The sequence below is a fragment of the Picosynechococcus sp. NKBG042902 genome (genome assembly GCF_963864045.1).
In the GTDB taxonomy this organism is placed as follows: domain Bacteria; phylum Cyanobacteriota; class Cyanobacteriia; order Cyanobacteriales; family MRBY01; genus MRBY01.
The window spans coordinates 137,187-161,950 of sequence record NZ_CAWLTV010000071.1 but is presented as its reverse complement, the minus strand read 5'-3'; the positions used below and the strand labels follow the sequence as shown (position 1 = coordinate 161,950).

Sequence of the window (24,764 nt, the reverse complement as noted above, 5' to 3'; positions counted from 1 at the left end):
TTAGCTTATTGCGGAGGCAGAATCAAGAAAAATAGAAGAATAACCCATAGTTGCGGTTGTAGTCCATTAATTTTAGGAGTAAATAATTTATGTGAAGCGATATTAGAGCCTGAGAATACAATCTGTAATCACTTGATTTGTGAGCGATGTGGTTTTTGTCAACAAAATTGTCCAGGTTACATAAATCGAAAAATAATTAAGTTCTCAAGGTATAAACTTCTAAATAAACCACAGCCTAATATTTCATACAATGACAAAAGTGACAAAACAAAGCTTTATGAATTATCCTTGAATGTTGCTAAAACAAAGAATGCCAAGCTTCACAAAGAAATAAAAAATTAAGTACAGAAAAAATAGATTATCTCACAGCAAAAATCTGGTTGGATTCACAAGAAAAAATTGATGAAGTTGAAGCATTTCAGGAAGGCAATGATATAGATATGGAAGGAGAGCTGGTTGTAGAATCTTGGTATAGTGGAGAAAAGCAAGAAAAAATATTTCTTTATGTTGAAAATATAGAATTGTCTTTTTGAGGGGCTAATTAATTGTGATATTTGATATTTTTTGACGACCTTTACTTCATTGTCTAATAATCAATTGAGAGTTTAAAATTTAAGTTCTAGAATATCCAGCGGTAAACCATGTCCAATCTGCCCCAATCCTTTGAAGAAACCCTCGAACAAGCGAAAGCCGCAACCCTAAACAGTTTAGAAGCAGGCTGTGGGCGGATTTTAATTGAATTATGCTTTCCTGAAATTGCCCTACAGGCCCAAGCGCTGGCGTGGAATTGGGCGCAACTATTTGTCGAAGAGTACGGTTCGGGACTGAAAATCTTCTTTCCGGATACAGGAGCAGCAGCTTTGGCCCGCCGGGATTGGGGCGAAATTCCTTTTAAGGTGACGGATATCGGCACATCGCGATCGCCGATTGAGAATAAAGTCGGTGATGATGACCAGATTTTTATTATTGTCTGCCCGTCGGCGGTGGAAGTTGCCCAGGTCGAAAAGCTCTGTAACTTTGCTGGCGATCGCCCGGTGATTATGTTGATTCCCCAACTGGAGGATGTGTCCATTGTCGGGATTGGCTATGCGGCGCGGCAACTGCGGGAACGGTTTATCAGCACCCTCGAAACCGCCTACTACATCCGACCCTACGAAAGCGCGATGGTTTGGCGTTCTTACCCCTCGGCGTGGGAAGTGTATCTCGAAAAAGAAGCAGACCAATACGAACTGATTGCGAGCGAAACGACCAAACCCCTCGGCGAATATTTAGAGCGGCTGCTGTTGGCGGCGGTGGAACCTGAAGCGGGGGAAGCGACTAATCCCAATGCACCGAAAATTAAGAAAACAGGACTGCTTGGAGGTCTACAAAACTTCCTAAAAGCCCTCAGCAATTAAGTTTGAGACCGCATAACCGATGATTGATAACCGTTCACTAACCATTGCCGTGGTGGGAGATGTCCATGATCAATGGGACGCCGTTGGCGATCGCCAAGCCCTAGAGATTCTTGGGGTAGATCTCGTGTTGTTTGTCGGGGACTTTGGCAACGAAGCGGTGAAATTGGTGCAACAAGTGGCGGATCTTCCTTTCCCGAAAGCCGTGATTTTAGGGAACCATGACGCCTGGTACACCGCCTCCGATTGGGGTCGCAAAAAAGCCCCCTACGACCATGCCAAAGAAGACCGTGTGCAAGCCCAGCTAGAGATTCTAGGAGAAACCCATGTGGGCTACGGCCATTTAGATTTACCGGAATTTCAGCTTTCGGTAGTCGGGGCGCGGCCCTTTAGTTGGGGGGGTGAGAAGTGGAAGAATGAGAAATTCTATGGCGATCGCTATGGCGTCCATGACTTTACGGAATCCACCGCGTTAATTGAGAAAAATATTGCGGCCTGTCAGTACGAAACCCTGATCTTTCTCGGACATAATGGCCCTACCGGATTGGGTTCGGAACCAGAAGATATGTGTGGTCGCGATTGGAATCCCCTGGGGGGTGATTTTGGTGATCCGGATTTTGCCCAGGCCCTGGCGATCGCCCGCCGTCAGAACAAAACAATTCCCCTAGTCACCTTTGGCCACATGCACCACAGCCTCCGGCACCGCAAAGATCGTCTGCGCACCCAATGCCAATTTTCAGACGAAACCCTCTATTTCAATGCCGCCCGCGTCCCCAGAATTCAAACCTACAACAATGGCGATCGCCGCCACAGTTTTTCTGTGATTACCCTCACCCAAGGCCGACCGACGAAAGCCGAACTGGTGTGGGTCAACCCAGCCAACCAGCAGCAAACGAGGGAAACCCTCTGGTCGCAGCCCCTCAGCTCTCTTCCGTAATCTCGATCACGTTGCCGTCTGGATCTTGCAAAAATAAGGCCCGTCGCCCCGATGCGCTCATCTCATAGGGATAATTTTCTCCGTCCAACTGCGATCGCACTGCGTTCAGATCCTTCACACCGAAAGCAATGTGGGGATTCCGACCTAACTTTTCTGGATTGGCTAATTTCGCCTGGAACGTCGGATCTTCGATCAAATGAACCTGCATCTGGGGTAATTGGTACCAAACGCCACCATAGCTAAAGGGTCGTTCTACCTTTGGCAGCCCCAGCAGTCGATCATAAAAGGCCGCTGCCCGCTGCACATCTGTCACCAAAATTGCTGTATGTAGACAACGGGTTACTTGAATCTGAGGCGTTACCATACTGAATTGCTTGCTTGATGCTTAGTTTGACTGCTCACGTTTCCTAAATTCAAGGGGAGACAACTCCCTAGGAATCCGTAGTTGCAAAATTAATCCAGCCTTCAATTTTAGGCCCGAGGCGAAACAATAGAGATTGGGCTAACCCTAAATGGTCAGCAACTAACAACAGCATCATTGCCTGGTCTTTTACGATCGCCAGTTGGGTTGGGCAGGCCTCAAAATCTAGGGTTAAGACAGTAGATTCGCCCCAGACTTCACGATAAATTTGGCACCGACTCGGGAGCAGGGCTGTGAGTTGACGAAAGCGTTCTAAAGCTTCTTTTTCAAAGGCAGCACTACTACCTTGGGTCGAAAAAGGTTGGTGGTTCATAGGGGGATTGTCGTTGATGACAAAACGCTGGCTTCTTCTTTTACCTTAAGGGTTACTTTGGGGCTGTGGGGGCAGGCGTTAGAATTGTTATCAGAAAAGTCGCAGTAAGACTCCGCTGTTCTAGGGTGGTGATATAAGATGATCGCCTGACGCGAGGCAGAAGCAATTCCAATATCTAGGCATTTTGCTACACTGAATTCTAGCGGATAGGGTAATCAACCGCTCTAAAAACCCAGTAGCCTCACGGCTCTACGCTGAACCTTGACAATCAAAGATATCGGGTTCTATCCAATAGTTCTAGGTTCCCCCGTTCGGCTGAGCTCACGCGGAAGTCTCACAGCCGAAGCCTGTGGATAGGTAAAATCTTTGCAGGAACTAGACGACCAGCATTTGAAACAAAGCGTTTCAAGTCAAACAAACATTGGACAAATCCAACTACCCAGGGGCACTGGGAAAGTAACGCTTGGGGAGAGACCCACCTCTGGTTAGGGCTTCGCAAGGAATCCTAGGTAAGTGGACTCGCTGAACCAAGAATCCTCTCGCCTTTAGGCAGGGGAGTGTCAACTTTGTGAATTGAGCATGACAATAGTATGAAGAAATATCCCGGTCTTTCTTCTGGGCTTAGAGAAAAATTTTAAATTTGGAGGGGGTTTGGGAAAATAACGTAAGATCAAAATACCGTTTTCTTTTCACGGCCAATGTTTTTGTGGGGAACCTCAATGGTTGAGTTTAATAGGCTGGTCAAAAAGGGAATTGATCGTAGTGTGAGACGGGGTCTCCTGAATCAAATTCGCCATGGCCTTGACATCAAATTTCCCCAGGATGCAGATCGCATTTTTGCCGATATTCAACAAATCCCCAGTCTGCACGGCCTCAAAATGATTGAAAATCAACTTTATCACCTCCAGACAGTCGAGGAACTCCGTTTGCTCTATCGCAATTTACTCTAAGTCGGGTCGGGAGTTTGGGGAGAACCATGGGCTTTTTGGATAACATTCACAGTTTAAAAACCTTCATCTGTGCGTTTCATCCGATCATTGTCATTGAGACTGTCGAAGAGGAACGGGTAGAGGCGCTCCTGCGGGAAGTGGTCAAGGATTTACACATGCCCTTATTTGAATGGACGGTGAATTTGGGACTGGCCCCGACCCCAGGGACAAAATATGCGCCCCGCACCAATGACTATGCTCGACCGGGGGCGAACAAACCGATCGCCTTTGAAAATACGGCAGATCCCCTCGATGTACTGAAATATATGGGCCAGATTGAACGCAATGGCATTTTTTGGCTCAAGGATTTTGCGCCCCACCTGGAGGATCCCAAAGTCATCCGGGAAGTACGGGAGTTGGCTGAGATTTATGGGGTTGTAAATTCGGCGATGGTGCTGACGGGGGAGTCGATCACTTTACCAAAGGCGATCGCCCACGATGCGGTGTATTTTGAGCTGACCCTCCCGGATGGGGACGAACTGTACCAAACCCTGTCGGAGGTGATGCGGGAACTCAAGGTGCGCCATAAGCTAGCCATTACGCTCCAGGGGGAAGAACTAAATCAATTTGTCCATGCCCTCAGTGGGATGACCCTCAAGCAGGCCCGCCAGGCGATCGCCTATGCTGCGTTGATCGACGGGGAACTCAACGGGGCCGACATCCTCAAGGTGATCCACCGCAAGGCCCAGATCCTCCGGGAAGAATCCCTCCTGGAACTCTTTCCCGTGGAAGAAAATACGGCGAAATTGGGGGGCTTTGTGGGTCTCAAACAATGGCTCAAACGGGCTCAAGTGGGCTTTAGCTCGGCGGCAAAACGGGTGAATCTCCCGGCTCCGAAGGGAATTTTAATCGTCGGGGTGCAGGGTTGCGGGAAATCCCTCGCGGCGAAAACTATTGCTAGGGAATGGCAACTACCCTTGTTAAAACTGGATGCGGGCCGCCTGTACAACAAATTTGTCGGTGAATCGGAGAAAAATTTCCGCCAAGCAATCAAACTGGCTGAATCCATGGCTCCGGCGGTGTTGTGGATCGATGAAATTGAAAAAAGCTTTGGTAATCCCAGCGGTGAGGGCGATGGGGGTCTGAGTTTACGTTTGTTTGGTTCGTTTTTGACTTGGCTTCAGGAGAAATCCCAGGAAGTTTTTGTCGTTGCAACGGCCAATGATCTATTGCAACTGCCGCCGGAACTACTGCGGAAAGGCCGCTTTGATGAAATTTTCTTTGTGGATCTGCCCAATGCCCAAGAGCGGGCGGCGATCTTTTCGATTCACCTGGCGCGCCATCGACAAAATGTCCAAGATTTTGATTTGCGCATCTTGGTGACGGCGGCGGCGGGCTATAGTGGCGCAGAGATTGAACAGGCAATTATTGCCGGGCTATACCAGGCTCTCTACGCCCAAACTCCCTTAACGACGGATGCGCTGGTGGCCCAGATGAAAAGTACGGTGCCCCTGTCGGTGTCGCGGCGAGAGGATGTGGAAAAATTACGGGCGATCGCCTCGGAACGATTTGTATCAGCGCGGTAAAATACCGGGATGCGCATCTACGGCAATCGACACATTAAAACCCTCCCTGGGGAACTAACGCGGCCCACCTTAGCAAAGGTGCGGGAGGCAATTTTTAATATTTGGCAAGGACAGGTGTCTGGCTGCCGCTGGCTGGATCTTTGTGCGGGTTCTGGCTCCATGGGGGCTGAAGCATTATGTCGCGGCGCGGTGAAAGTTGTCGGCATTGAGAAAAATTCCCAGGCTTGCCGCATTATTCAAGAAAATTGGCAGAAAGTGGCTAAAGTTGACCAGGAATACCAAATTTTAAAAGGTGATCTCCTCAAGCGCTTAGAAAATTTAGGGGGTGAAACCTTTGATTTGATTTATTTCGACCCGCCCTACGCCGCGAAACTCTACGACCGGGTTTTAGCCAAAATTGTTGATTTAGAATTGCTCGCTCCCACCGGGGAATTGGCCGTGGAGTATGACCCGAAACTCTGGCAACCCCTTGAATTACCGGGACTAGAGCTATTCAAGGAAAAAAACTACGGCAAAACGGCGATCGCCTTTTACTGCCTCGCTGATTGACACTCCCCTGACCCCTCTCAAGAGCTTATCTTGTATGACTTTTAAAACACTATCTTGATATAACAACGTTTCAGGCATTTTGTACAAAAAAGTGCTTTTTGTGAAACTCTTGTGTATCAAGGCTTGGAGAAAAACCCTACAAGATAAGCTCAAGAGGGGAATGGTTTGTGGGTGTTCTGGAAAGTCCCTAACATCCTCCCTAGAGGGAGGTGGCGAAGCCGGAGGGTGGAAGGGTGCTACCCCAAACGTTGCAACCAATCAAGGATCAAAGAATTAACCAAACTGGGATTTTCATCGTGGGGACAGTGGCCCGCCCCCGGAATCGGATGAAATTCAACCCCGGCATTTTGCGCGGCGAGATCTTGGTAAATTTGCGAGCCTTTGATCGGTGTCCAGGGATCGCGATCGCCCCAAAGCACCAGTAAAGAATGTTGCCGTTTTGGTAAAAGTTCCGTCGGGCTATCCCCAGGAGGAGCGGTGATCACCGACGCAAAAACCTGTTGCGCCCCTGGATCACAGGAAGGTTCGTAGAGCATCTCGACCAATTCATCGGTGACGGCTTGGCGATCGCCATAGACTTGATAAAGAGTATTTTTGATGCGTGATTTTTGGCGCACCTGATTAAAAATAAATGGCCCCGTTAACCGCGAACTAACCAATTTCGCGAAAGTACCCATCACCACCCGTAACGGTAGAGCCAGTTCATCGGGGCGATGGTTGAGGCCGCCAGCGCAGTTAATTAACACGCCCCCCGCACAGAGTTCAGGATAATTCGCCAACATTGCCAAACTGAGCAGACCGCCGATGGAATTGCCCACAAATACTGTAGGTTGCTGGATTTTCGCTTGCCAAAAATCGCGGAGTAAATCTTGCCATAGGTCGAGGCTATAGTTCCAGGCGGGTTTTGCCGAAGCGCCGAAGCCTAATAAATCTAAAGCAAAAACTTGATAACCCTGGGCTGCCAGGGCGGGAATGTTGTGTTTCCAGTGACCGATCGAAGCGCCAAACCCATGGATCAGCAGGAGGGGTTGACCTTCCCCTTGGACGGTGTAGCGGATTTGTTGGTCGCGCCAAGTCCAATCGAGGAGCGTTAGGGCGGAAAGAGGAGTGACGGCCTGGGTCATGGTTTTTGCGAAATGAAATCGGTGTAATGAAGTGAATGACTTACTTTTGTGAGTATAACGTGCTACTCCGGTGGGAGGTCGAGGAGGGCCGTACATAATTGGCGATCGCCTGGGCGTTGGCTGGGAGAAATTTTTAAATCGCCATAGATTAGTAGTCGGCAACTTTTCTGGAGTAATTCATCGAGATCGAGGTTCCAGAGAATGAGTTGATTGTTTTGATCTAAAGTGGCGATCGCCTTTCCTTGGGGCTGCCAGTGGAGTTGCGTGATCGGAGCTTGGTGCCCCGTGAGGCTGCCGAGGTAGGTGCCATCCAGTTGCCAAAATTGCAGATGATGGTTTTCTGTATTGGTGATCAACAAAGGTAAAGCGCCGTAGAAACCGATGCGGTCGGGGCCATTGCTTTGATGGTTGATGGCAATGGGTTCCCCAAAGACGGGATTATTATTGTCGTAGGTCATCGGGTAAACGAACACCTGATGATCCCGCCCCGTTAGGCCGAGGTGGCGACTATCCGCCCCAAATTGGAGATCCATGATTTCTGTGGCAAAGGGGGGAAATTGGGTCACAAGGAAAAAAGAATTATTCCGTCGCCGCTGCCAAATCTGCACGGTGCGATCGCCCGCCGCCGTTGCCAATAATTTTCCGTCGGGGCTGAATTGTAGGGCGGTAATTGGCCCCCGATGTTCCGTCAAGATCTGCAACAGTTCCCCAGTTTCCGTCCAGAGGCGCACCGTTTGATCCTGGCTGCCCGCCGCAAACATTTTCCCATCACGACTCCAGGCAACAACGTTAATTTTGTCCTGGAAGCCCCCCAGGGTTTGCACAATTTGTCCATTTCTTTGGCGGAGCTTCACCCGGCGATCGTCTCCCCCGGTGACAAAGAAGTGACCCCGTGGTTGCCAGGCGAGACTGGTAATCGACTCATTGCTGGATTTTAAGACTTGATCCTGGTTGGGCCACTGCCGCAAAGGTTGGTTGGGCTGGGCGAGCAGAAGCTGGAAACTATTCCCCACAAAGGCAAAGTCCGTAATGGGCACATCTGGGGTTATGGTTTGGCGATCGCCTGGGGGCCGAAAAACTGCCGGAATAAAATTTTGACTAAAGTCCCGCACCGTTGTTGCAGTAGTCGCTGCAGCGAGGGTGCTGAAATTTTGTTCTAGGGCAAGGAGCACCTTAAGTCTGGTTGCGGGGGTAACGACATCATCGTCCTTATCATCCAGTCGTTGCAAGACCACCGCCGCCCGGATACTTTCCCGGAGAGCCTCGACAGGTTGGGCACCATCCTGGAGCACCTTGGCAGCCTCGGCCAATTTCATCAAAATGGCGTTTTGCGCCCCTTGCCACCGTTGGTACCGTTGCAGTTCCACCCAGCGCAGACCAAATCCCAAGGCGATCGCCACCAGACCCAAGCGCCAAACGGTGCCCACCGACACCTTCCACCAGCGCCGCCAGAGCATTTCCCGTTCCCGGCCAGTGATGCGCTGGAGCCACTGTTGGGACTGAAAGGCTTGGTAGTGGTGCCGAATGGGTTCCACGAGATCGGGCCGAGCCAGTTGGTAGGACTCTTGGCCGCCATAGAGTTGAGCGCGAATTAGCCCCGTTGTTTTAAAAATATGCAAAATGAGTTCTGCTTTTTCTTCTCCCAGGCGGCGATCGCCAAGGAATTGACGACCCAGTTGGAGGATATCCGCTTTGGTGAGCACCAGTTGACTATGGCGCAAATCCGTAAAGTAATGGAGAAATTGCCAGGCCAAATCACGGTTTTCATCGCCGCAGTACCGAATGATCCCCAGCAGCGATCGCTCCAACAGCAGCAATTTAGGCGGAAAGCCCAACCCTAAATATTCTTCCCTGGTATAAAGATGATCCTGGTGCAGTTGCGCGCCGATGACCTGGAGTTCGAGGGGGCGAATTTCTCCGTGGCCATCCTGCAGATCCTGAATTAGTTGCTGCATTAAGGCTTTGTCTAGGGGCAGTTTGGCCCAGGTTGCCACCTGTTCTAAAAGGGCGATCGCCGCATCGGGACGCAGATTTCCCAGGCGATGGCGGAGACGGTGGTCAAAAAGATTGTGGTTCGCCTCCCCCAGATCCGCCCCTGCTTCCCAATCCAAAAGGGGCGCTAGGGCCTCGTTACGACAGGACAGGATTACTTTCACCGTTGGTAACCGGAGACTTTGGGCCAAGAAACGTAAAAAATCCTGACGCTCTTCCGGGTTGGGATATTGCAAGAAAAACTGCTCAAATTGATCAAAGATCAACACCGTCAAAGGGGCAAAATCTTGCTGCTGTTGGAGGTGAACGAGGGGATCTAAGCTGGGGGGATTGGGCCAGGGACAAAAGGGGCGATCGCCATGGAGTTGTTGCACTAGGCGGCGGGCCCACTGACCATAATTTTTAAAATAAATGACCTGTACTGGCCGTCCATCTAGGGGCTGGCTTTGGAGCCTGGGGATCAATCCCGCTCGGAGGAGAGATGTTTTTCCCACAGCGGTGGCCCCATGGAGCAAAATCAGGTTGGGTTGGGGGCGCTGCAAGCGGGCGATCAAGGCCTGGAGATCCTGATCCCGTTGGGAACCTTGGAGCGTCACCAGACTGAGGGTTTCATGGGGTGAATATAGGTTCTGTCGTTGCTGATCTGGTAGGGGTTGAGTCCCCACAAAAGGCCGCCAACCCCAACTTTGTTCGTATTGTTGGCGTTCCCAGGCGAGGTCAAAGGTCTGGCGGTAGTCCTTACCTTGTCGGTAAAGATCACCGAGACAAGCAAAAATCTGATCATAGAGCCGTTGTTGCCAGTGTCCCCAGGGGATGGGTGATGTTCCGGAGGTTGTAAGTTGGCTGCGGCTGGGCAGCAGAATTTCTTCTAGGGTGGCGATCGCCTGGGCAAATTGACCAAGGGCTTGATTTGCTTGGGCCAAAATAAGGGCACTCCAAGCTCTGACCACCACTGGGGGCGCTTCATCCAGGGCTTGGCAATGTTCTAGGGCTGTTTGGGCGAGGGTTTGGGCTTTGTGCCATTGTTGTTCCTGTAGAGCGATCGCCGCCATCAGACCGTAATGCTGGGCTAGTAGTTCGGGTGGCCAAGGCTCCTGAACCCCCTTGAGGAGTGACCAAGCCAAATCCCCTAGGGCTGACCTGCGCTGCCACTGCTGTAAAAATACACCGATCAGTAAACTCAGTTGACCAACCCAAGCCCATTGTTCCTGTCGTTCCCAGAGGCAACGGCTCAGGCGGAGATAATAGAGGGCCTGTTCTCCTTCTGGACTGGGGGCCTGATAATGCTGGGGGCGATCGCCTAGGAGTAGACCCAAATGAAACAAAATCAAGGCCAGTTGTTGACCCTGAGAACGCGATAACTGCTCCAGCAACGGCGAATTTGGGTTGTCCCGCAGCACCTTGAGCCAATCGATCCCCTGCTCCCCACAGCAATAGTGGCGCAGACTCTCCTGATAGGCTTGCTGGGCTGTTTGCCATTGCTGATCTTGGTGGGCTTGTCGTCCCTGGATAAAACAGAGCAAACCCGTGCCTTCACTCAGGGTCTTGGTGGCTAACTCTAATTCTCGATAACCCCGTTGACCGGGCGCTAAATTCCAGTGGCGATGATCGAGAAAAGTGAGGGGGCCAGCGGCGGCTAGTTTTTGAAAGTAGTCCTGTTCTGTACGTTGCCAAAAATCCTGAAGCGCTTGGGAAGGCCAGATAATTTCTCCCAAATCCGTTGCGGTGGCCAGCCCATCAGAAACTTGCCGTTGTTGATAATCTGCCGTCGGTAACACCACGATCCAGGGGGCAATTTGGCTTTGAAACGTTACCGCAGTTAAGTTAACGGCTGGGGTTAACCCAAAAACCATGGCTCCATTGATGTGAGAAGGCTGGATGCCCAAATTGCTTAGGGTTGTCTCTAACAGATTTAAAATCGCCCCTAGATCATCGGCCTGGGGTTCGAGCCACAGACAAAGTAGCCCCTGGGCGATCGCCTTTTTTTCTAAATCTGCCAACGCCTGGTCACTGTAGTATGCCGCCGTAAACTGAGAAAAAACCTGGTGCCATCGCAGTTTTAGATTGCCTTGAAGTTGTGCCAGAAGTTCCTGTTCTTGGGCTTGATAGTTGCAGCGAACAAGATAAAGTCCTGGTTGAACATCACTACGGGGAGAAGACCACAATCGGTCGGCCAACCGCTGCACAATGGGGCGGGACGTGGGAAATGGCGGGCCAGGGCGATTGATCATGGCAAATCCAAGGGTAATTTCCAGGAAAGAGAACTAACTTCAGTAAGATAGTCATACATTGTGTCGGTTTTAACGTCACCTATGACAGAAATCACCATGGCAACACGGGAGCAGCTCCGGGAACAACGGAAGCAAAAACAACGACAGCGTACCCTCCGCTGGTTCCAGGGTCTATGGCGATCACTGGCCCTGATAGGGTTGGCCTATGGAGCATTCTGGGTACTAGACCGACCCGATTGGATTATCAAAAGTGCCGCCCAAATCACCATTGAAGGCAATCAAGTCCTGCCCGCAGAGCGGATTCGTCCCCTGATCCCCCTCACCTATCCCCAACCGATCCTAACCCTCAAACCCCAGGAACTAGAGCAAGCCATTGAAGCCCAAGGGGCGATCGCCGAAGCCCTGGTTTCCCGTCGTCTGGTGCCCCCCAGCCTGGCGATCCAAGTCCAAGAACGCTTCCCCGTCGCCCGCTCCCAAACGCCCATCTCTAGCCAAGGCGATCGCCCCCTTGAACCGGGATACCTAGATGCCGAAGGGCAATGGTTCCCCGCCGCAGTCTACGAACCCCTCAGTGAATATCAGCCCTTACCGACCCTCGAAGTGACCGGAATTCGAGAATTGCAACTGCCCCTCTGGTCCGAACTCTATCGCACCCTAGGGCGATCGCCCGTTGAAATTTTGAGCATCAACTGGCAAGACTCCAACAATTTGATTTTGAACACCGAACTTGGTAGTTTTCACCTGGGGCCAGATCTGACGCAACTCGAGGCCCAATTAAAGGCGATCGCCAAGCTCCAACAAACCCTTGGCACAACCATTCCCGCCCAGGATATCCAATACATTGATCTGCAAAATCCTGACGAGCCGATTATCCAGAGCAACAAACCCATCGTTCCCCCAGCCTCCCAGCCCGAAACCCCCCAACCTAAAAAAATGATGCCCCTGTAACAGCAACATTTCCCAAAATCTGGCAGTCTAAGAAAGCTTGAAGGTCTTATGATCTAAGAAATTTCTCCCAAAAGATACTTAATAAATCCTGTTAAACGACTAAACTTAAATATTCATATCCATCACACTTTTTTTGTGACCGTGAGCCAAAACCATCTATTCCAACCCCATAACGCCTCCTTCGATGCGACTGGAAATCATTCCGCCAGCGCCGAAGAAACCGCGTCGCAATTCCCGATCATGCCCAGCAGCGTTGCTCAAATCAAAGTCATCGGTGTGGGTGGTGGTGGCTGTAATGCGGTGAATCGGATGATTGAAGGGGGCATGTCGAGTATCGACTTTTGGGCGATTAATACCGATGCCCAGGCCCTAACCAACTCCAAAGCAAAAAAGCGCCTGCAAATTGGTCAAAAAATCACCAGGGGTCTTGGGGCTGGTGGTAACTCAGCCATTGGTCGCAAAGCCGCCGAAGAATCTCGCGATGAAATCGCCCAGGCCCTCGAAGGCGCAGATCTCGTCTTTATTACCGCTGGCATGGGGGGCGGTACTGGCACTGGCGCTGCCCCCATCGTCGCCGAAGTCGCAAAAGATTTAGGTTGTCTCACCGTTGCGGTGGTGACCCGACCCTTTAAATTTGAAGGCCGTCGCCGCTCGAACCAAGCCGAAGAAGGAATCAAAGAACTCCAGAGCCGCGTCGATACCCTTTTGGTTATCCCCAATACAAAGCTCCTGGATATGATCCCCCAGGAAACGTCGATGTCCGAGGCCCTGCGCGCTGCCGATGAAGTTCTCCGCCAAGGGGTACAAGGGATTTCCGATATTATTACCATCTCTGGCCTGGTGAATGTAGACTTTGCCGATGTGCGGGCGGTAATGGCCGATGCTGGTTCTGCTCTGATGGGGATTGGTGTCGGTTCTGGTAAATCCAGAGCACGGGAAGCAGCCTTGATGGCTATTTCTTCGCCACTGATGGAGTCGTCCATTGAGGGAGCTCAAGGCGTTGTCCTGAATATTACCGGGGGCCACGATCTGACCTTGCATGAAGTCAATGATGCTGCGGAGGCCGTTTACGAAGTGGTCGATCCCAATGCCAATATTATTTTCGGGGCGGTGATCGACGAACATCTCCAAGGGGAAATCAAAATTACGGTCATTGCCACTGGGTTTGCTGTAGAGTCCCAAGCCGCAGAAACGCCCCAGCCTTTGCCCCAACAGCGACGGATGCAGGCGGTGCCCCAGCCGGACCTTTCCCAGGCTCCGCCAGTGCCAGAAACCCCTAGACCCCGTCCTGCTACACCACCCCAAGCCCAGCAGCCCCCCGCCCCCCGGAATGGTTTCCCGGATATTCCTGACTTTTTGATGCGTCGTTCTAATCGTTCTAAGCAGTAGGTCGATGGCAATTACTCCGGCGATCGCCTTAACCATTGCCGGCTCCGATAGTGGCGGTGGGGCAGGCATCCAAGCCGATCTCAAAACCTTTGCCTTCCATGGTGTCCATGGCACCAGTGCGATCACCTGTATCACGGCCCAAAATACCATTGGCGTCACCGATGTGGTGGCCCTGAATTCAGCTATGGTGACTGCGCAAATTGAGGCAGTGGTCAAAGATATTGGCGTCCAAGCGGTGAAAACAGGGATGCTCCTGAACGAGAACATCATGGCGGCGGTTTTGGCGGCTGCAGCAATCGGTAGGCTCCCCAACTGGGTTTTGGATCCGGTGATGGTTTCCCGCACGGGGGTACAGCTCATCGACGACGGGGCGATCGCCTTTTTGCAAAAGCAATTAATCCCCTTCGCGCAAATTCTCACGCCAAATCGTTACGAGGCGGAGATTCTCAGCGGTCTAGAAATTACCGATCTCGCCACCATGGAACAGGCGGCCCAAAAAATTCACCAACTTGGTTGTGGGGCAGTGCTTGTGAAAGGGGGAGCGATGACTGGGGCATTACAAGGGGTGGATGTGTGGTTCGATGGTGAACGGCTCGAAATTTTAAAAACGGAATGCGTCCAGACCCCCCACACCCACGGCACTGGTTGTACCCTTTCGGCGGCGATCGCCGCTCGGTTAGCCCTGGGAGATCCTCCATTCCCGGCCGTCAACAAGGCAAAAACCTACGTCACAGAAGCCCTAAAACATAGCCTAGCCATTGGTCAGGGGACGGGGCCAGTGGGACATTTTTATCCGATTTTGTCCTAGACTGCGGCGATCTCTGTTTGTAGTCGATACAGTAACGTTTGGCGATCGCACTGGGCCAAGATTTCTTTAATGGTGGTACTTGCCCCCAGATTCCCCCAACTGCAGCCATTTTGCAGATAGGTCTGGGTCACTTTTCCGATCACATAGCTACCATAGGCAGCAATTCCTCCCTGGGCGAGGGCGGCGGTGCCATAGAGGCCGAGAATACTCGGATTGGTTAGAGATTCAAAACTGAGGGCTGTTTTTCCTAAACCCAAAAAGACACCACTACCTAGTTCTGCGACAAACAAAATTCCCGCACTGATTAAAATATTGCGCCAGAGTTTGGCTGCCTCGTGGCTGGTCATGGGCAAGCCGTACAAGCGAGCCAGGGCACGGATCAGGGCTAAATCGGCAAAGGTGCCCCCAAGGAGATCCAGAAAGCCAATGGGATTTAGGGCGATCGCCGCACCTTTGGTTTTGGCATAGTTCCAGATCAATTCTTCGGCTTCAGTTTGGCGATGGGACAGGGTTTTTTGGGCGATCGCCGTTTGCAAGTGACGCGCCTGGACGAGGGCATGGACAGCCATCAAAGATTTTCCTTCGCGACTGAGGATCGTAAAAATCTTTTCCCGTAGAGGGTCAATTTGGGCGGCGGGGGTTTCCCAGGCTTCTTCGACGCGACCATCGGGATGTTCGATGCGGACAGCGAGGGGTTGGGGCTCAGCGGCAACCATGACAATTTCTTCGGGACTGAGGGGAAAGTGGGTGCCCGTTGATTCTTGGCTCAGTTGTTGTAGTTGCTGAAAAATGCTCTGGCGATCGCAGTCGGGATAGAGATCAATTTTGTTAAATACCACCAGTAATGGTTTGTGCTGTTGGCGCAGTTCGTAGAGAGATTCGTACTCGGTGCGGGTAATATCGCCGGCAATAATAAACAAAATCAAGTCAGAATTTGCGGCCACTTCCGCCGCCATTTTTGTGCGGGCTTCCCCGGCAATTTCATCGAGGCCTGGGGTATCGACTAATTCAATTTTGAGTTTTTCCGTGGTCAGGGGCCAACGCACCGCCCGTGGATATTGGGTCACCCCGTGGAGGGGGCCAGTTTCGAGCATTTTTTCGCCAATGAGGGCATTGATCACCGCTGATTTGCCGCGACTGACCAGGCCAAAGGTGGCAATGCGCAGGAGATTTTGATCCAGTTTGGCGATCGCCGTTTGGAGTTGTTGTAATTCGGGCCGTACAGCCGCTTTTAATGCTGGATCAGGGGGATAGTGCCAATGGCGGCGGGTGTTGCCATACCAAGCCAGGGCCTGCTGGAGACTGGCCCGCGCTAGGGTAAAGTGCCTTTCCTGTTGTTGACTATCCATCGGTGACACAAGAAACTACCTTTCCTATTTTCCACGATTTACGGTTTATCTACACAGTGATCATCATAGAATGACGAATAAAGCCATTGGGCGATCGCTGAACCGGATTTGCCACCAGTTAAAATTAAAATAACTTGAAATTATGACAAAAAATATGGAAAAAGTTATCAAAAAAGCTCACTTACATGAAAGAAAAAATGATCGCCAATTTTGGCTAAAAAAATCTTATTTAGAACGATTAGCCGCCCTAGAAAATATCCGCAAAGAGTATCATCAATGGCAATACAATGCTGAACCAAGATTTCAAAGAATTTATACAATTTCTCAACGCTAATCAGGTTCGTTATTTAGTTGTTGGGGGCTATGCGGTGGCGTTCTACGGCTATCCTCGCTACACAAAAGACATTGATATTTGGCTTGAAGCTTCCCAGGAAAATGGTGTGAAAGTCATGCAGGCACTGCGGGATTTTGGTTTTGGTGACCTTGACTTACAAACAGAAGATTTTGCAACGGCTAATCAAGTTATTCAGTTAGGATATCCGCCGAGTCGTATTGATTTGCTGACTTCAGTAGACGGAATTCAATTTGCAGATTGCTATGATCTGCGGGTACCAGTTGAAATTGAGGGGACTGTCATTGATTTCATTGATTTGGAAAATTTACGGTTAAATAAACGTGCTTCGGGTCGATGGCAGGATTTAGCTGATTTGGAAAATTTACAGGATTGAAGTGTCAAAGCAGGCCAACTTTTCGATCCGGTTTGAGGCATTTGGGTTTACCCTAAAGCCAAGTAATTGCCGGGACATTGGCAGGGTTTCATCATGCAACTGGAAACGATCTTAATCAACTGGTTAACGGCTCAAGCAACCCAAGCAGCAGACTTGCTCTACTTACTGGAACAAGCCCAAGCGGATCCAAACCAAGCCGCAGCCCTCGATTATGATCTGAGTCTAGCCGGCATTACCCACCGGGCTAAGGATTTTTTGGCGATCGCCCCGGAAATTCTCCAGCTTTGTAAGACTCTCAAATTCCACGATCAAGGCGCAATTCTCAAAACCCTCTGGGAACTATGGTTGCCCCTGGCCCAACAAATTCGTACCGCTCGCCAACAGCAGGATCAACCGCTAATCTACGGCATCCTCGGCGGCCAAGGCACAGGCAAAACGACCCTCTGTCGGGTGTTGCAAATGATTCTGGCGCGGTGGCAATATCCTTGTGTAGCGATTTCCATTGATGATCTTTACAAAACCTATGCCGAACGTCAGGATTTACGGAAAACTCAGTCGGAACTAATTTGGCGTGGCCCCCCCGGTACCCACGATGTAGACCTGGGCCTAGAAGTTTTAACGCAACTACAACGAGCCAACCTGGGGGATAAAATTGCCATTCCCCGCTTTGATAAGTCTTTACATAATGGTGCGGGCGATCGCCTTGGGCCGGAGTGGATTGATCCGGTGGAAATTGTGCTTTTTGAAGGGTGGTTTGTGGGTTGTCGGCCCGTTGCTCCGGAAGTTTTTGACACAGCCCCAGAGCCGATTTCAACTGAAGGCGATCGCCTTTTTGCGCGAAATGTAAACGAGGCTTTAGCAGAATATGTTCCCCTGTGGGAAAAGCTGGATCGGTTGTTGGTGCTGTCCCCCGCAGATTATCGTCTGAGTAAACAGTGGCGCAAGGATGCAGAACACCAGATGATCGCTCAGGGTAAAACGGGAATGAGTGATGCAGAAATTGATCAGTTTGTGGATTATTTTTGGCGCTCGCTCCACCCAGAACTCTTTATCCAACCCCTCACCCAAAATCCCCATTGGACAGATCTGGTGATTGAAATTGATGCCGCCCATCGCCCCCACAAAATCTATCACCCCAGCGATTTAAAGTCAGTTTCTCTTTTCCCTCGCTAGATTCAACATGGGTTGTTGGCAAAAATCACTGCTTGAAAATCAGATAAGTGCCACCACAAACCATTGCTGTTCCTGCCGCGACCCTACCTGCTTTTTGAGCCTTGGGTGATTTGACTCGCTTGACTAATTGTTCTGCAAAATAAGCGTACACAGCTTTGACTCCTCCCACCGTCACAATGGTGGTAAGCACAATGGTGATTGCTTCAGAAGATCCAAGAGTTTTCAGATCAACGATTGCCGGAAATAAGCTGGCATAGAAAAAAATAGCCTTAAGATCCCCAAGGGTAAGAGCAAACCCACTCAGAAAACTTTCCAAAAAATTTGTGCGACGTTGATTGTTTACCTTGAATTCAAAAGTCTGTTTTGTCCGAATTAAGCCGATCCCCAGCCAAATTAGGTAAAGTCCCCCCATGATTTTAATGAGGGTAAATACTGAGCCGAGTTGTTGCGCTAACGCACTCAACCCCAACAAAGCAAGGCAGACAAAGACTAAATCTCCAGCGACAATCCCAGAGGCCACAGCCAAGCCATTGCGAAAGCCTGCCGTCGCAGAACGGGTCACAACAAGGGCAACACTGGTACTAGGCAGTGCCGCCAACGCGATCATTGTTGTAAAGAAGTAAACAAAATTTAAATAGTCCATGGACGCATTCAAGCCTCTGTTGAAGATTTTTGTTTCTAGGGGGACATAGCCCGTCACTCAACTTTAGGCGGACAATTGGGCGCAATCAAACACGCCGATATAATAAAGCCTATCTTTTCGTTAACGACACAATGCCAAATGTTGTTCTGTGTGGCTATTACGGTCAGGGAAATGCCGGGGATGAAGCCCTGCTATTGACTCTGTTACAGATGTTGCCCCCTGGGGTGAAGCCCATTGTCCTCTCCCACAATCCAACCGCGACGACCCAAGCCTATGGTGTGACAGCAATTCCCCACAAATCCTGGGCAACCCTCAAGGCGATCGCCAAAGCAGATGGTTTTATCTTTGGGGGCGGCAGTTTATTGCAGGATGTCACGAGTTTAGGAAGCCTGCTATATTACGCTGGTTTGATGAAATGGGCGCAACTCCTAGGAAAAAAGACCATCGCCTGGGCGCAGGGCATCGGCCCGTTGCAGTCTAGTTTGGCGAATCACATCACTCGCTTTGTTCTCCGGGGTTGCACAGAAATAACCGTGCGGGATCAGGCTTCAGCAGATTTATTAAAAAATTGGCAGATTCCCCACAGGCTCGCCCCGGATCCGGTGTGGGCTTTAGCAGCAAAATCTTTTCTGGAAATGCCAGATTTACCCTATCCCCGCATTGCGGTCAATCTCCGCTCCCACCGCACTTTAACCGCCCCAAAAATTGCTGTTCTGGGGGAAGCCCTCAAACAATTTCAACGGCAGCATCAGGCCAGTGTGATTCTTGTGCCGTTTCAAAAAAGCCAGGATGAGGCGATCGCCAAGCAACTTTACGACGAATTAGCAGAACCCAAGGCAATCATTACCCCATTGCAACCGCAACAGTACAAAAGCCTGTTTGCCCAAGTGGATTTTCTGATTGGGATGCGCCTCCATAGTTTGATCCTCGCCGCCGCCGCTTGTCCCTGCTTTGCCCTGAGCTACGATCCTAAGGTGGCCCAGCTACAGCAACAATGTCACCTCCCTGGCCTTGATCTGGATCAACTCCCCCGCGATGCAACTGCGATTACCGAGCAGTGGACAACCGCTTTGCAAACCGCCGAAAAGCTGACCCCAGCCCAGCAGCAAACGATTCAATCCCAGGTACAAACTCATCAGGAAATACTGACAATCTTTCTTTAAAAATGCATTCGGTTTTAACGCCTAGGATGCGATCGCCGAAAAAATTGTTGATAATGGGCGTAAAAGTACTCTAACTGGAAAATCTTCACATAATGGGTAGTAAATCCAAAACTAAGACCAAAGCCAAAGAAGAAGTAGCCATGAGCACTGTCTCTGGCCCGATGCCCATCAACACTGGCATTAGCGAAGCCGATCGAGAGGCGATCGCCAAAGGCTTAAGCCACCTCCTCGCCGACACTTACACCCTCTATCTCAAAACCCATAATTTCCACTGGAACGTCACTGGGCCAATGTTCCAGACTCTCCACCTCCTCTTTGAAACCCAGTACAACGAACTCGCCCTCGCCGTGGATCTCATTGCCGAACGCATCCGCGCCCTGGGTGTACCGGCCCCCGGTACCTACCAAGAATTTGCCGAACTCTCCGCCATCCCCGAAGGCACAGGAGTACCCACTGCCGAAGAAATGATTCGTCTTTTGGTAGAAGGCCAAGAAACCGTTGTCCGCACTGCCCGCTCCATCTTCCCCACCGTGGACAAGGCCAACGACGAACCCACCGCCGATCTGCTCACCCAACGGATGCAGGTTCACGAAAAAAATGCCTGGATGCTCCGGAGTTTGTTGGGCTAGAACTTCTTACGAAAAATAATGGGAGGCGATCGCGAACTTGATAGCGGGTTTTCCCTCCCTAGGAACCAAGGCCCAATGCTATACTAAATACATTGCACGGGGCCGCAACGGTTTCGACAGGTTGGCGAAAGCTTCCACTGTGATGCAGGTCGAGAGTGGGTCTCCTCTCGCAAATCAAAGATCCAAACAAAATGTAACTGCGAACAACATCGTTCCTTTCGCTCGCAAAGCTGCTGCTGTAGCTTAATAAGAACACCTTAACTTAGGTTCGAGCATTCATAATTCGACTCCGTTAAGGATTATGACTAAACCCCCAACGGATGCTCTCTAGGAATACATCTGGTTTGCACTAGAGCTAAGACTAGACCAGAGATTCTTGGCGACTCGGAACAAGCAGTCGTTCCCGTTCTGAGGATTAGAAGGACTAAACCTGTGAATGAGCTAGGGGTGAATACCCAGTTTGGACAGCAGTTCGACTCTGCTCGGCTCCATTTCATTTAATCAGTTACAACAAAAAGCCCCCTAAATTAAACGAGGGGGTTTTGTTTTGCGTTAAAGCCTAGCGAATTTTAAGCTTGGTCAAGTTCTTTGGCATCCAGCAGCGAAACCAAAACTTTGTCCACCCTTGCGCCGTCCATGTCCACCACCTCAAAGCGGATCCCACTCCACTCAAAATGCTCACCCGATTGGGGAATATGGTTTAGGAGGTGCGTCATAAATCCGCCTAAAGTATGGAATGCTCCTGTGTCTTCATCGGGGAGCGTTTTCTTTTCCAACAAGGCTTTCAATTCATCAATGTCTAAAAGTCCATCTAATAGCCAGGAATTGTCATCCCGCTGAATAATCATCGGTTCCTCATCGTGTTCCATAGAGGGCAAGTCCCCAACGATCGCCTCCATCAGGTCATTCAACGTCACCACACCTTCGATTCCGCCATATTCATCTGTGACCAAAGCAATGTGAATCCCTGTGGCTTTGAATTGTTCAATCACACTCAGGGTACGTGTTCCTTCGGAAATGTAAAGGGGAGGTTGGAGCATTGCTTGTATATCGATGGGCTGACCCGATAGTTGCGCACTCAATAGGGTTGTCCCTCGCACTGTCCCCAGGCAATGGTCAAGGGTGTCGCGACCTACAGGAAACCGGGAATGGTTACTCTCCATCACTTCTTTGAGGTTTTCTTCTAGGGGAGCGGTGATATCTAGCCACACAATGTCTGTGCGGGGAGTCATCATGGCTTTAATGGGGCGATCGCCTAGTCGAAAAACCCGTTGAACAATGTCATGCTCCGCCGCTTCAAAGAGACCAGATTCTGCCCCTTGACGAATCAAAACCTTAATTTCTTCTTCTGTAATATCCGGTTCATTGGAATCCTGAATCCCCAAAAGATGTAACAGGGCCTCCGTTGAACTGCCCAAGATCCGTACTAATGGCGTTGTTAAACGAGATAGCCAGCGCATGGGCTTAGCGACAGTACAGGCAATTTTTTCCGGAGCATTGAGGGCAATCCGTTTTGGGACTAATTCCCCAATGACGAGGGATAGATATGTGATAATCGTCACCACGATCACGACGCTAATGGCTTCACTGTAGGGTTGTAAGCGCGGGATATTATCAAAAGCAGGCTTGAGGCGTTGGGCAATGGTTGCACCACCCACTGCGCCGCTCAGGATACCGATTAAGGTAATGCCAATTTGTACAGTCGAGAGAAATTCATTCGGATTATTCGCTAATTTCAGCGCCGCTCTCGCTTTTACGTTTCCTTGCTCTAACAGTTGCTCTAATCGGATTTTTCGGGCAGAAACGACGGCAATCTCTGAACCGGAAAAGATGCCATTCAGGATCGTTAGCAGAAGAATGACCAAAATTTCAAGGACACTCGAAGACATGGTGGCAAATCAAAAACAAATGAGTCTCTTTAGCATAAGGGGTGATTGTGGGAAAAGGTGTAAATTCCTGGTTTAACCCTCGCCGTCGTTGAGATGGGTCATGACCCCTTTGATTTCAACCTTGCTTTTTGTGACGAACTATGTTCGATCTAGTTCTGCAAGGATGGCGATCGCCTGTTCACAGAGTTCTGCATGACAGGTTCCATTAGACGCCATAATGCCGCCCCATTTCACCACATCGCCTTGGTTATAGAGCACTTCATTGCCCTCAAAGTAGCTAAATTTTCCACCTGCTTCCGTGAGGATTAGTTCTGGGGCCGCAAAATCCCAATCTTTTGCTGCAGATTTCCCCGATAGAGAAATATAAACATCGGATTTTTGTTCGAGAATATGGGCAATTTTACAGCCGACACTCCCCACATAATTTCTATCTTTAAAGGGCAGCCGATCTAACAAATCCTGGAAGCGTTGATCCCGGTGGGTACGGCTGGCGACTAAATATAAATCTTCTGGTTGATTGCGCTCAGAAACTTTAATCGGGGTGACGGTGCCATCACGAGTTTCCACAAAAGTGCCATTCCCTTTCGACGCGAAATAAAGCTTTTCTGCTTCGGGGACGACCACTACCGCAATGACCGGGCGACCTTCATGAACAAGGCAAATGTGGACAGCATATTCTCCCGTTTGGTCAATAAAATCACGGGTGCCGTCGAGGGGATCAATAATCCATACCCAAGGATGTTCAACTTTATTGCCGTCGTAGGTTTCTTCGCTGAGATAGGCAAAATCTTCAGTGCCTAACTTTTCTTGAAACGCTTCCAGAATATAGTGATTTGCTGCTAAATCTGCCTTGGTGACGGGGCCATCTTTTTTATCAGAAATATTTTTAATATCTCCTTTGTAATAACTTTGGAGAACATCCCCTGCGCCCCAACCGATTTGTCGGGCGATCGCCAAAACTTCTTCTAACCGTTGCTGATCCATTGTTCTCAAATTCTACCCAAGTAAATAAGCTTTAAACTGATGTTTTCTCTGCTGGAGAATCATCTTCAGTTTCTTTGCGGTTTTTCAATAGCGGGAAGGCGATTACATCGCGGATACTTTCAGCATTAGTCAACAACATCACTAGGCGATCAATCCCAATCCCTAGACCAACCGTGGGAGGCATGCCGTATTCCAGTGCTGTGACAAAATCCTCATCCACATCACAAGCTTCCTCGTCCCCCGCTGCTTTTTTGGCGGCTTGTTCTTCCAGCCGTTGCCGTTGATCCACGGGATCCGTTAACTCAGAGAAACCATTGGCAAGTTCTCGACCCACAATAAACAATTCAAAACGCTCCGTTAAACCCGGTTTATCGCGGTGAGGCTTGGCGAGGGGAGACACTTCCACAGGATATTCCGTCACAAAAGTGGGCTGAATTAAAGTTGCTTCTACTTTTTGCTCGAAGGCTTCGTTTAGCAGTTGCCCAATAGTTTTACATTTTTCGGGAATGTGCATTTCTACAGATTCAGCGGCTTGCTTTGCGGCGTTAAAGTCATCAAAGCTGAGAAAATCGATCCCGGTGGCTTCCTGGACGAGGTTTTGCATCGTTTCTCTGCGCCAGGGAGTACCTACATCAACCACAGCCTCGCCATAGGGCAGTTGAGCTTGACCGACGACATCCTTAGCAAGGGTACGAATTAGATCCTCTGTGAGATCCATCATGTCGAAGTAGTCGCCATAGGCTTGGTAGACTTCGATGGAGGTAAATTCGGGGTTGTGCTTAGTGGAAACGCCCTCATTACGGAAGATGCGCCCTAATTCAAAGACTCGCTCAAAGCCACCGACCACTAATCGCTTTAAATGTAATTCCGTGGCGATCCGCAGATAGAGCGGCATATCGAGGGTGTTGTGGTGGGTAATGAAAGGACGGGCTTCTGCGCCGCCAGCTTCAGCTTGGAGGACGGGAGTTTCAATTTCGAGGAAATCGCGGTCTTCAAGATAACGGCGGATGGCGGCAGTAATTTTGGCGCGACGGCGGAATGTCTCTTTAACTTGGGGATTAATAATCAGATCGACGTAACGCTGACGGTAGCGTTTTTCGATGTCGGTGAGGCCATGCCATTTGTCGGGGAGGGGCAGCAGGGACTTGGTGAGCATGGCAAACTGACTCACTTTAATGGAGAGTTCCCCTTTTTCGGTGCGTTTGATAATGCCTTTGACACCGATGATATCGCCCACATCGGTAAGCTTTTTGAGGTGATTGAATGCGCCTTCGAGGTCGGGCATTCCGCCATTAATTAATTTCTTATCGAGGTAAAGCTGGATCGTGCCAGTTTCGTCCTGGAGGCTAAAAAACGCAAGTTTACCGAAGACACGACGGGCGAGAATTCTCCCAGCAATGGATACGGTGTCTTCGACTTCTTCTCCAGCTTCGATGTCTTTATATTTTTCCTGTAGTTCGGCGGTGTGGTGGCTGATCTCCCATTTGTAGGCGTAGGGATTCATGGCGATCGCCTTGAGTTGATCAACCTTTTCTAATCGGGTAGCGCGAATGTCATCGAGGGAGGAATGGCTAGACTCAGACAT

At 50.2% G+C, this 24,764-nt stretch carries 24 protein-coding genes and 1 other RNA gene; 16 read left to right on the top strand and 9 right to left on the bottom strand.

Annotation, left to right across the window (positions count from 1 at the left end):
* The 4 genes from AACR41_RS10315 to AACR41_RS10300 form a co-directional block, all read left to right on the top strand.
* Positions 1-342 (top strand): hypothetical protein (locus AACR41_RS10315; RefSeq protein WP_216627636.1); only part of this gene is annotated, 342 nt, incomplete at its 5' end.
* 38 nt (positions 343-380) lie between these two features.
* Positions 381-533 (top strand): hypothetical protein, encoded by a 153-nt coding sequence (locus AACR41_RS10310; protein WP_161768735.1) that lies wholly within the window; start codon positions 381-383, stop codon positions 531-533.
* Positions 534-641: 108 nt separating this feature from the next.
* Positions 642-1,397 (top strand): DUF1995 family protein, encoded by a 756-nt coding sequence (locus tag AACR41_RS10305; protein ID WP_030006818.1) that lies wholly within the window; start codon positions 642-644, stop codon positions 1,395-1,397.
* A gap of 19 nt (positions 1,398-1,416) precedes the next feature.
* Complete coding sequence (locus tag AACR41_RS10300) at positions 1,417-2,331, top strand: TIGR04168 family protein (protein WP_030006817.1); 915 nt, start codon at positions 1,417-1,419, stop codon at positions 2,329-2,331.
* Here the strand turns inward: AACR41_RS10300 and AACR41_RS10295 are convergent.
* Together AACR41_RS10295 and AACR41_RS10290 are read right to left on the bottom strand one after the other, a co-directional pair.
* Entirely contained in the window at positions 2,315-2,680 is a 366-nt protein-coding gene (locus tag AACR41_RS10295; RefSeq protein ID WP_030006816.1) for a VOC family protein, read from the bottom strand. The two genes, AACR41_RS10300 and AACR41_RS10295, sit on opposite strands and share 17 nt — an antisense overlap.
* Positions 2,681-2,762: 82 nt before the next feature.
* Positions 2,763-3,065 (bottom strand): hypothetical protein, encoded by a 303-nt coding sequence (locus tag AACR41_RS10290; RefSeq protein ID WP_030006815.1) that lies wholly within the window; start codon positions 3,063-3,065, stop codon positions 2,763-2,765.
* A 764-nt stretch (positions 3,066-3,829) separates the two neighbouring features.
* Here AACR41_RS10290 and AACR41_RS10285 point away from each other — a divergent pair.
* The 3 genes from AACR41_RS10285 to rsmD are packed head-to-tail and all read left to right on the top strand — an operon-like array spanning position 3,830 to position 6,129.
* On the top strand, positions 3,830-4,015 hold the full coding sequence (locus tag AACR41_RS10285; RefSeq protein WP_223209901.1) for a hypothetical protein: 186 nt from the start codon (positions 3,830-3,832) through the stop codon (positions 4,013-4,015).
* Positions 4,016-4,041: 26 nt separating this feature from the next.
* Positions 4,042-5,580, top strand: coding sequence for an AAA family ATPase (locus AACR41_RS10280; protein ID WP_030006813.1), 1,539 nt, complete (start codon positions 4,042-4,044; stop codon positions 5,578-5,580).
* 9 nt (positions 5,581-5,589) lie between these two features.
* On the top strand, positions 5,590-6,129 hold the full coding sequence (rsmD, locus tag AACR41_RS10275) for a 16S rRNA (guanine(966)-N(2))-methyltransferase RsmD (RefSeq protein ID WP_030006812.1): 540 nt from the start codon (positions 5,590-5,592) through the stop codon (positions 6,127-6,129).
* A 236-nt stretch (positions 6,130-6,365) separates the two neighbouring features.
* Here the strand turns inward: rsmD and AACR41_RS10270 are convergent, their stop codons facing one another.
* Entirely contained in the window at positions 6,366-7,253 is an 888-nt protein-coding gene (locus AACR41_RS10270; RefSeq protein WP_030006811.1) for an alpha/beta fold hydrolase, read from the bottom strand.
* A gap of 62 nt (positions 7,254-7,315) precedes the next feature.
* Positions 7,316-11,476 (bottom strand): nSTAND1 domain-containing NTPase, encoded by a 4,161-nt coding sequence (locus tag AACR41_RS10265; RefSeq protein WP_030006810.1) that lies wholly within the window; start codon positions 11,474-11,476, stop codon positions 7,316-7,318.
* A gap of 81 nt (positions 11,477-11,557) precedes the next feature.
* Here AACR41_RS10265 and AACR41_RS10260 point away from each other — a divergent pair, with 81 nt between their 5' ends.
* From AACR41_RS10260 to thiD, 3 genes are all read left to right on the top strand, one after another.
* The gene (locus AACR41_RS10260) at positions 11,558-12,424 is read left to right on the top strand and encodes a cell division protein FtsQ/DivIB (RefSeq protein WP_030006809.1); all 867 of its coding nucleotides are present in this window, start codon (positions 11,558-11,560) and stop codon (positions 12,422-12,424) included.
* 240 nt (positions 12,425-12,664) lie between these two features.
* Entirely contained in the window at positions 12,665-13,813 is a 1,149-nt protein-coding gene (gene ftsZ, locus AACR41_RS10255) for a cell division protein FtsZ (RefSeq protein ID WP_223209902.1), read from the top strand.
* Between the two features lie 4 nt (positions 13,814-13,817).
* Positions 13,818-14,621, top strand: a complete 804-nt coding sequence (gene thiD / locus AACR41_RS10250; RefSeq protein ID WP_030006807.1) for a bifunctional hydroxymethylpyrimidine kinase/phosphomethylpyrimidine kinase — start codon at positions 13,818-13,820, stop codon at positions 14,619-14,621.
* On the opposite strand, the gene AACR41_RS10245 is transcribed toward thiD, so the two are convergent.
* Positions 14,618-15,970, bottom strand: a complete 1,353-nt coding sequence (locus AACR41_RS10245; protein WP_030006806.1) for a GTP-binding protein — start codon at positions 15,968-15,970, stop codon at positions 14,618-14,620. The genes thiD and AACR41_RS10245 overlap by 4 nt on opposite strands.
* 142 nt (positions 15,971-16,112) lie before the next feature.
* Between AACR41_RS10245 and AACR41_RS10240 the strand changes: the two genes are divergently transcribed.
* The 3 genes from AACR41_RS10240 to AACR41_RS10230 all read left to right on the top strand — a co-directional run bounded on the left by AACR41_RS10240 (position 16,113) and on the right by AACR41_RS10230 (position 17,871).
* Positions 16,113-16,304 (top strand): hypothetical protein, encoded by a 192-nt coding sequence (locus AACR41_RS10240; RefSeq protein WP_339367635.1) that lies wholly within the window; start codon positions 16,113-16,115, stop codon positions 16,302-16,304.
* Positions 16,258-16,698: a DUF6036 family nucleotidyltransferase gene (locus AACR41_RS10235; RefSeq protein ID WP_012305669.1), complete on the top strand. Its 441-nt coding sequence runs from the start codon at positions 16,258-16,260 to the stop codon at positions 16,696-16,698. Before AACR41_RS10240 ends, AACR41_RS10235 begins: the two co-directional genes overlap by 47 nt.
* Positions 16,699-16,791: 93 nt before the next feature.
* Complete coding sequence (locus AACR41_RS10230) at positions 16,792-17,871, top strand: glycerate kinase (RefSeq protein ID WP_030006805.1); 1,080 nt, start codon at positions 16,792-16,794, stop codon at positions 17,869-17,871.
* Between the two features lie 25 nt (positions 17,872-17,896).
* On the opposite strand, the gene AACR41_RS10225 is transcribed toward AACR41_RS10230, so the two are convergent.
* Entirely contained in the window at positions 17,897-18,571 is a 675-nt protein-coding gene (locus AACR41_RS10225) for a LysE family translocator (protein WP_234992824.1), read from the bottom strand.
* Between the two features lie 74 nt (positions 18,572-18,645).
* Here AACR41_RS10225 and csaB point away from each other — a divergent pair, with 74 nt between their 5' ends.
* From csaB to ssrA, 3 genes are all read left to right on the top strand, one after another.
* On the top strand, positions 18,646-19,677 hold the full coding sequence (gene csaB / locus AACR41_RS10220) for a polysaccharide pyruvyl transferase CsaB (protein ID WP_030006804.1): 1,032 nt from the start codon (positions 18,646-18,648) through the stop codon (positions 19,675-19,677).
* Positions 19,678-19,817: 140 nt separating this feature from the next.
* Positions 19,818-20,306, top strand: a complete 489-nt coding sequence (locus AACR41_RS10215) for a Dps family protein (protein WP_012305673.1) — start codon at positions 19,818-19,820, stop codon at positions 20,304-20,306.
* A 98-nt stretch (positions 20,307-20,404) separates the two neighbouring features.
* Positions 20,405-20,800, top strand: a transfer-messenger RNA (tmRNA) gene (gene ssrA / locus AACR41_RS10210).
* A gap of 75 nt (positions 20,801-20,875) precedes the next feature.
* On the opposite strand, the gene AACR41_RS10205 is transcribed toward ssrA, so the two are convergent.
* From AACR41_RS10205 to lysS, 3 genes are all read right to left on the bottom strand, one after another.
* Positions 20,876-22,195, bottom strand: coding sequence for a hemolysin family protein (locus tag AACR41_RS10205; RefSeq protein ID WP_030006803.1), 1,320 nt, complete (start codon positions 22,193-22,195; stop codon positions 20,876-20,878).
* A 138-nt stretch (positions 22,196-22,333) separates the two neighbouring features.
* Positions 22,334-23,179 (bottom strand): 3'(2'),5'-bisphosphate nucleotidase CysQ family protein, encoded by an 846-nt coding sequence (locus tag AACR41_RS10200; RefSeq protein ID WP_030006802.1) that lies wholly within the window; start codon positions 23,177-23,179, stop codon positions 22,334-22,336.
* A gap of 31 nt (positions 23,180-23,210) precedes the next feature.
* A complete protein-coding gene (gene lysS / locus AACR41_RS10195; RefSeq protein ID WP_045441793.1) occupies positions 23,211-24,764 on the bottom strand; it encodes a lysine--tRNA ligase in 1,554 nt (517 codons plus the stop codon).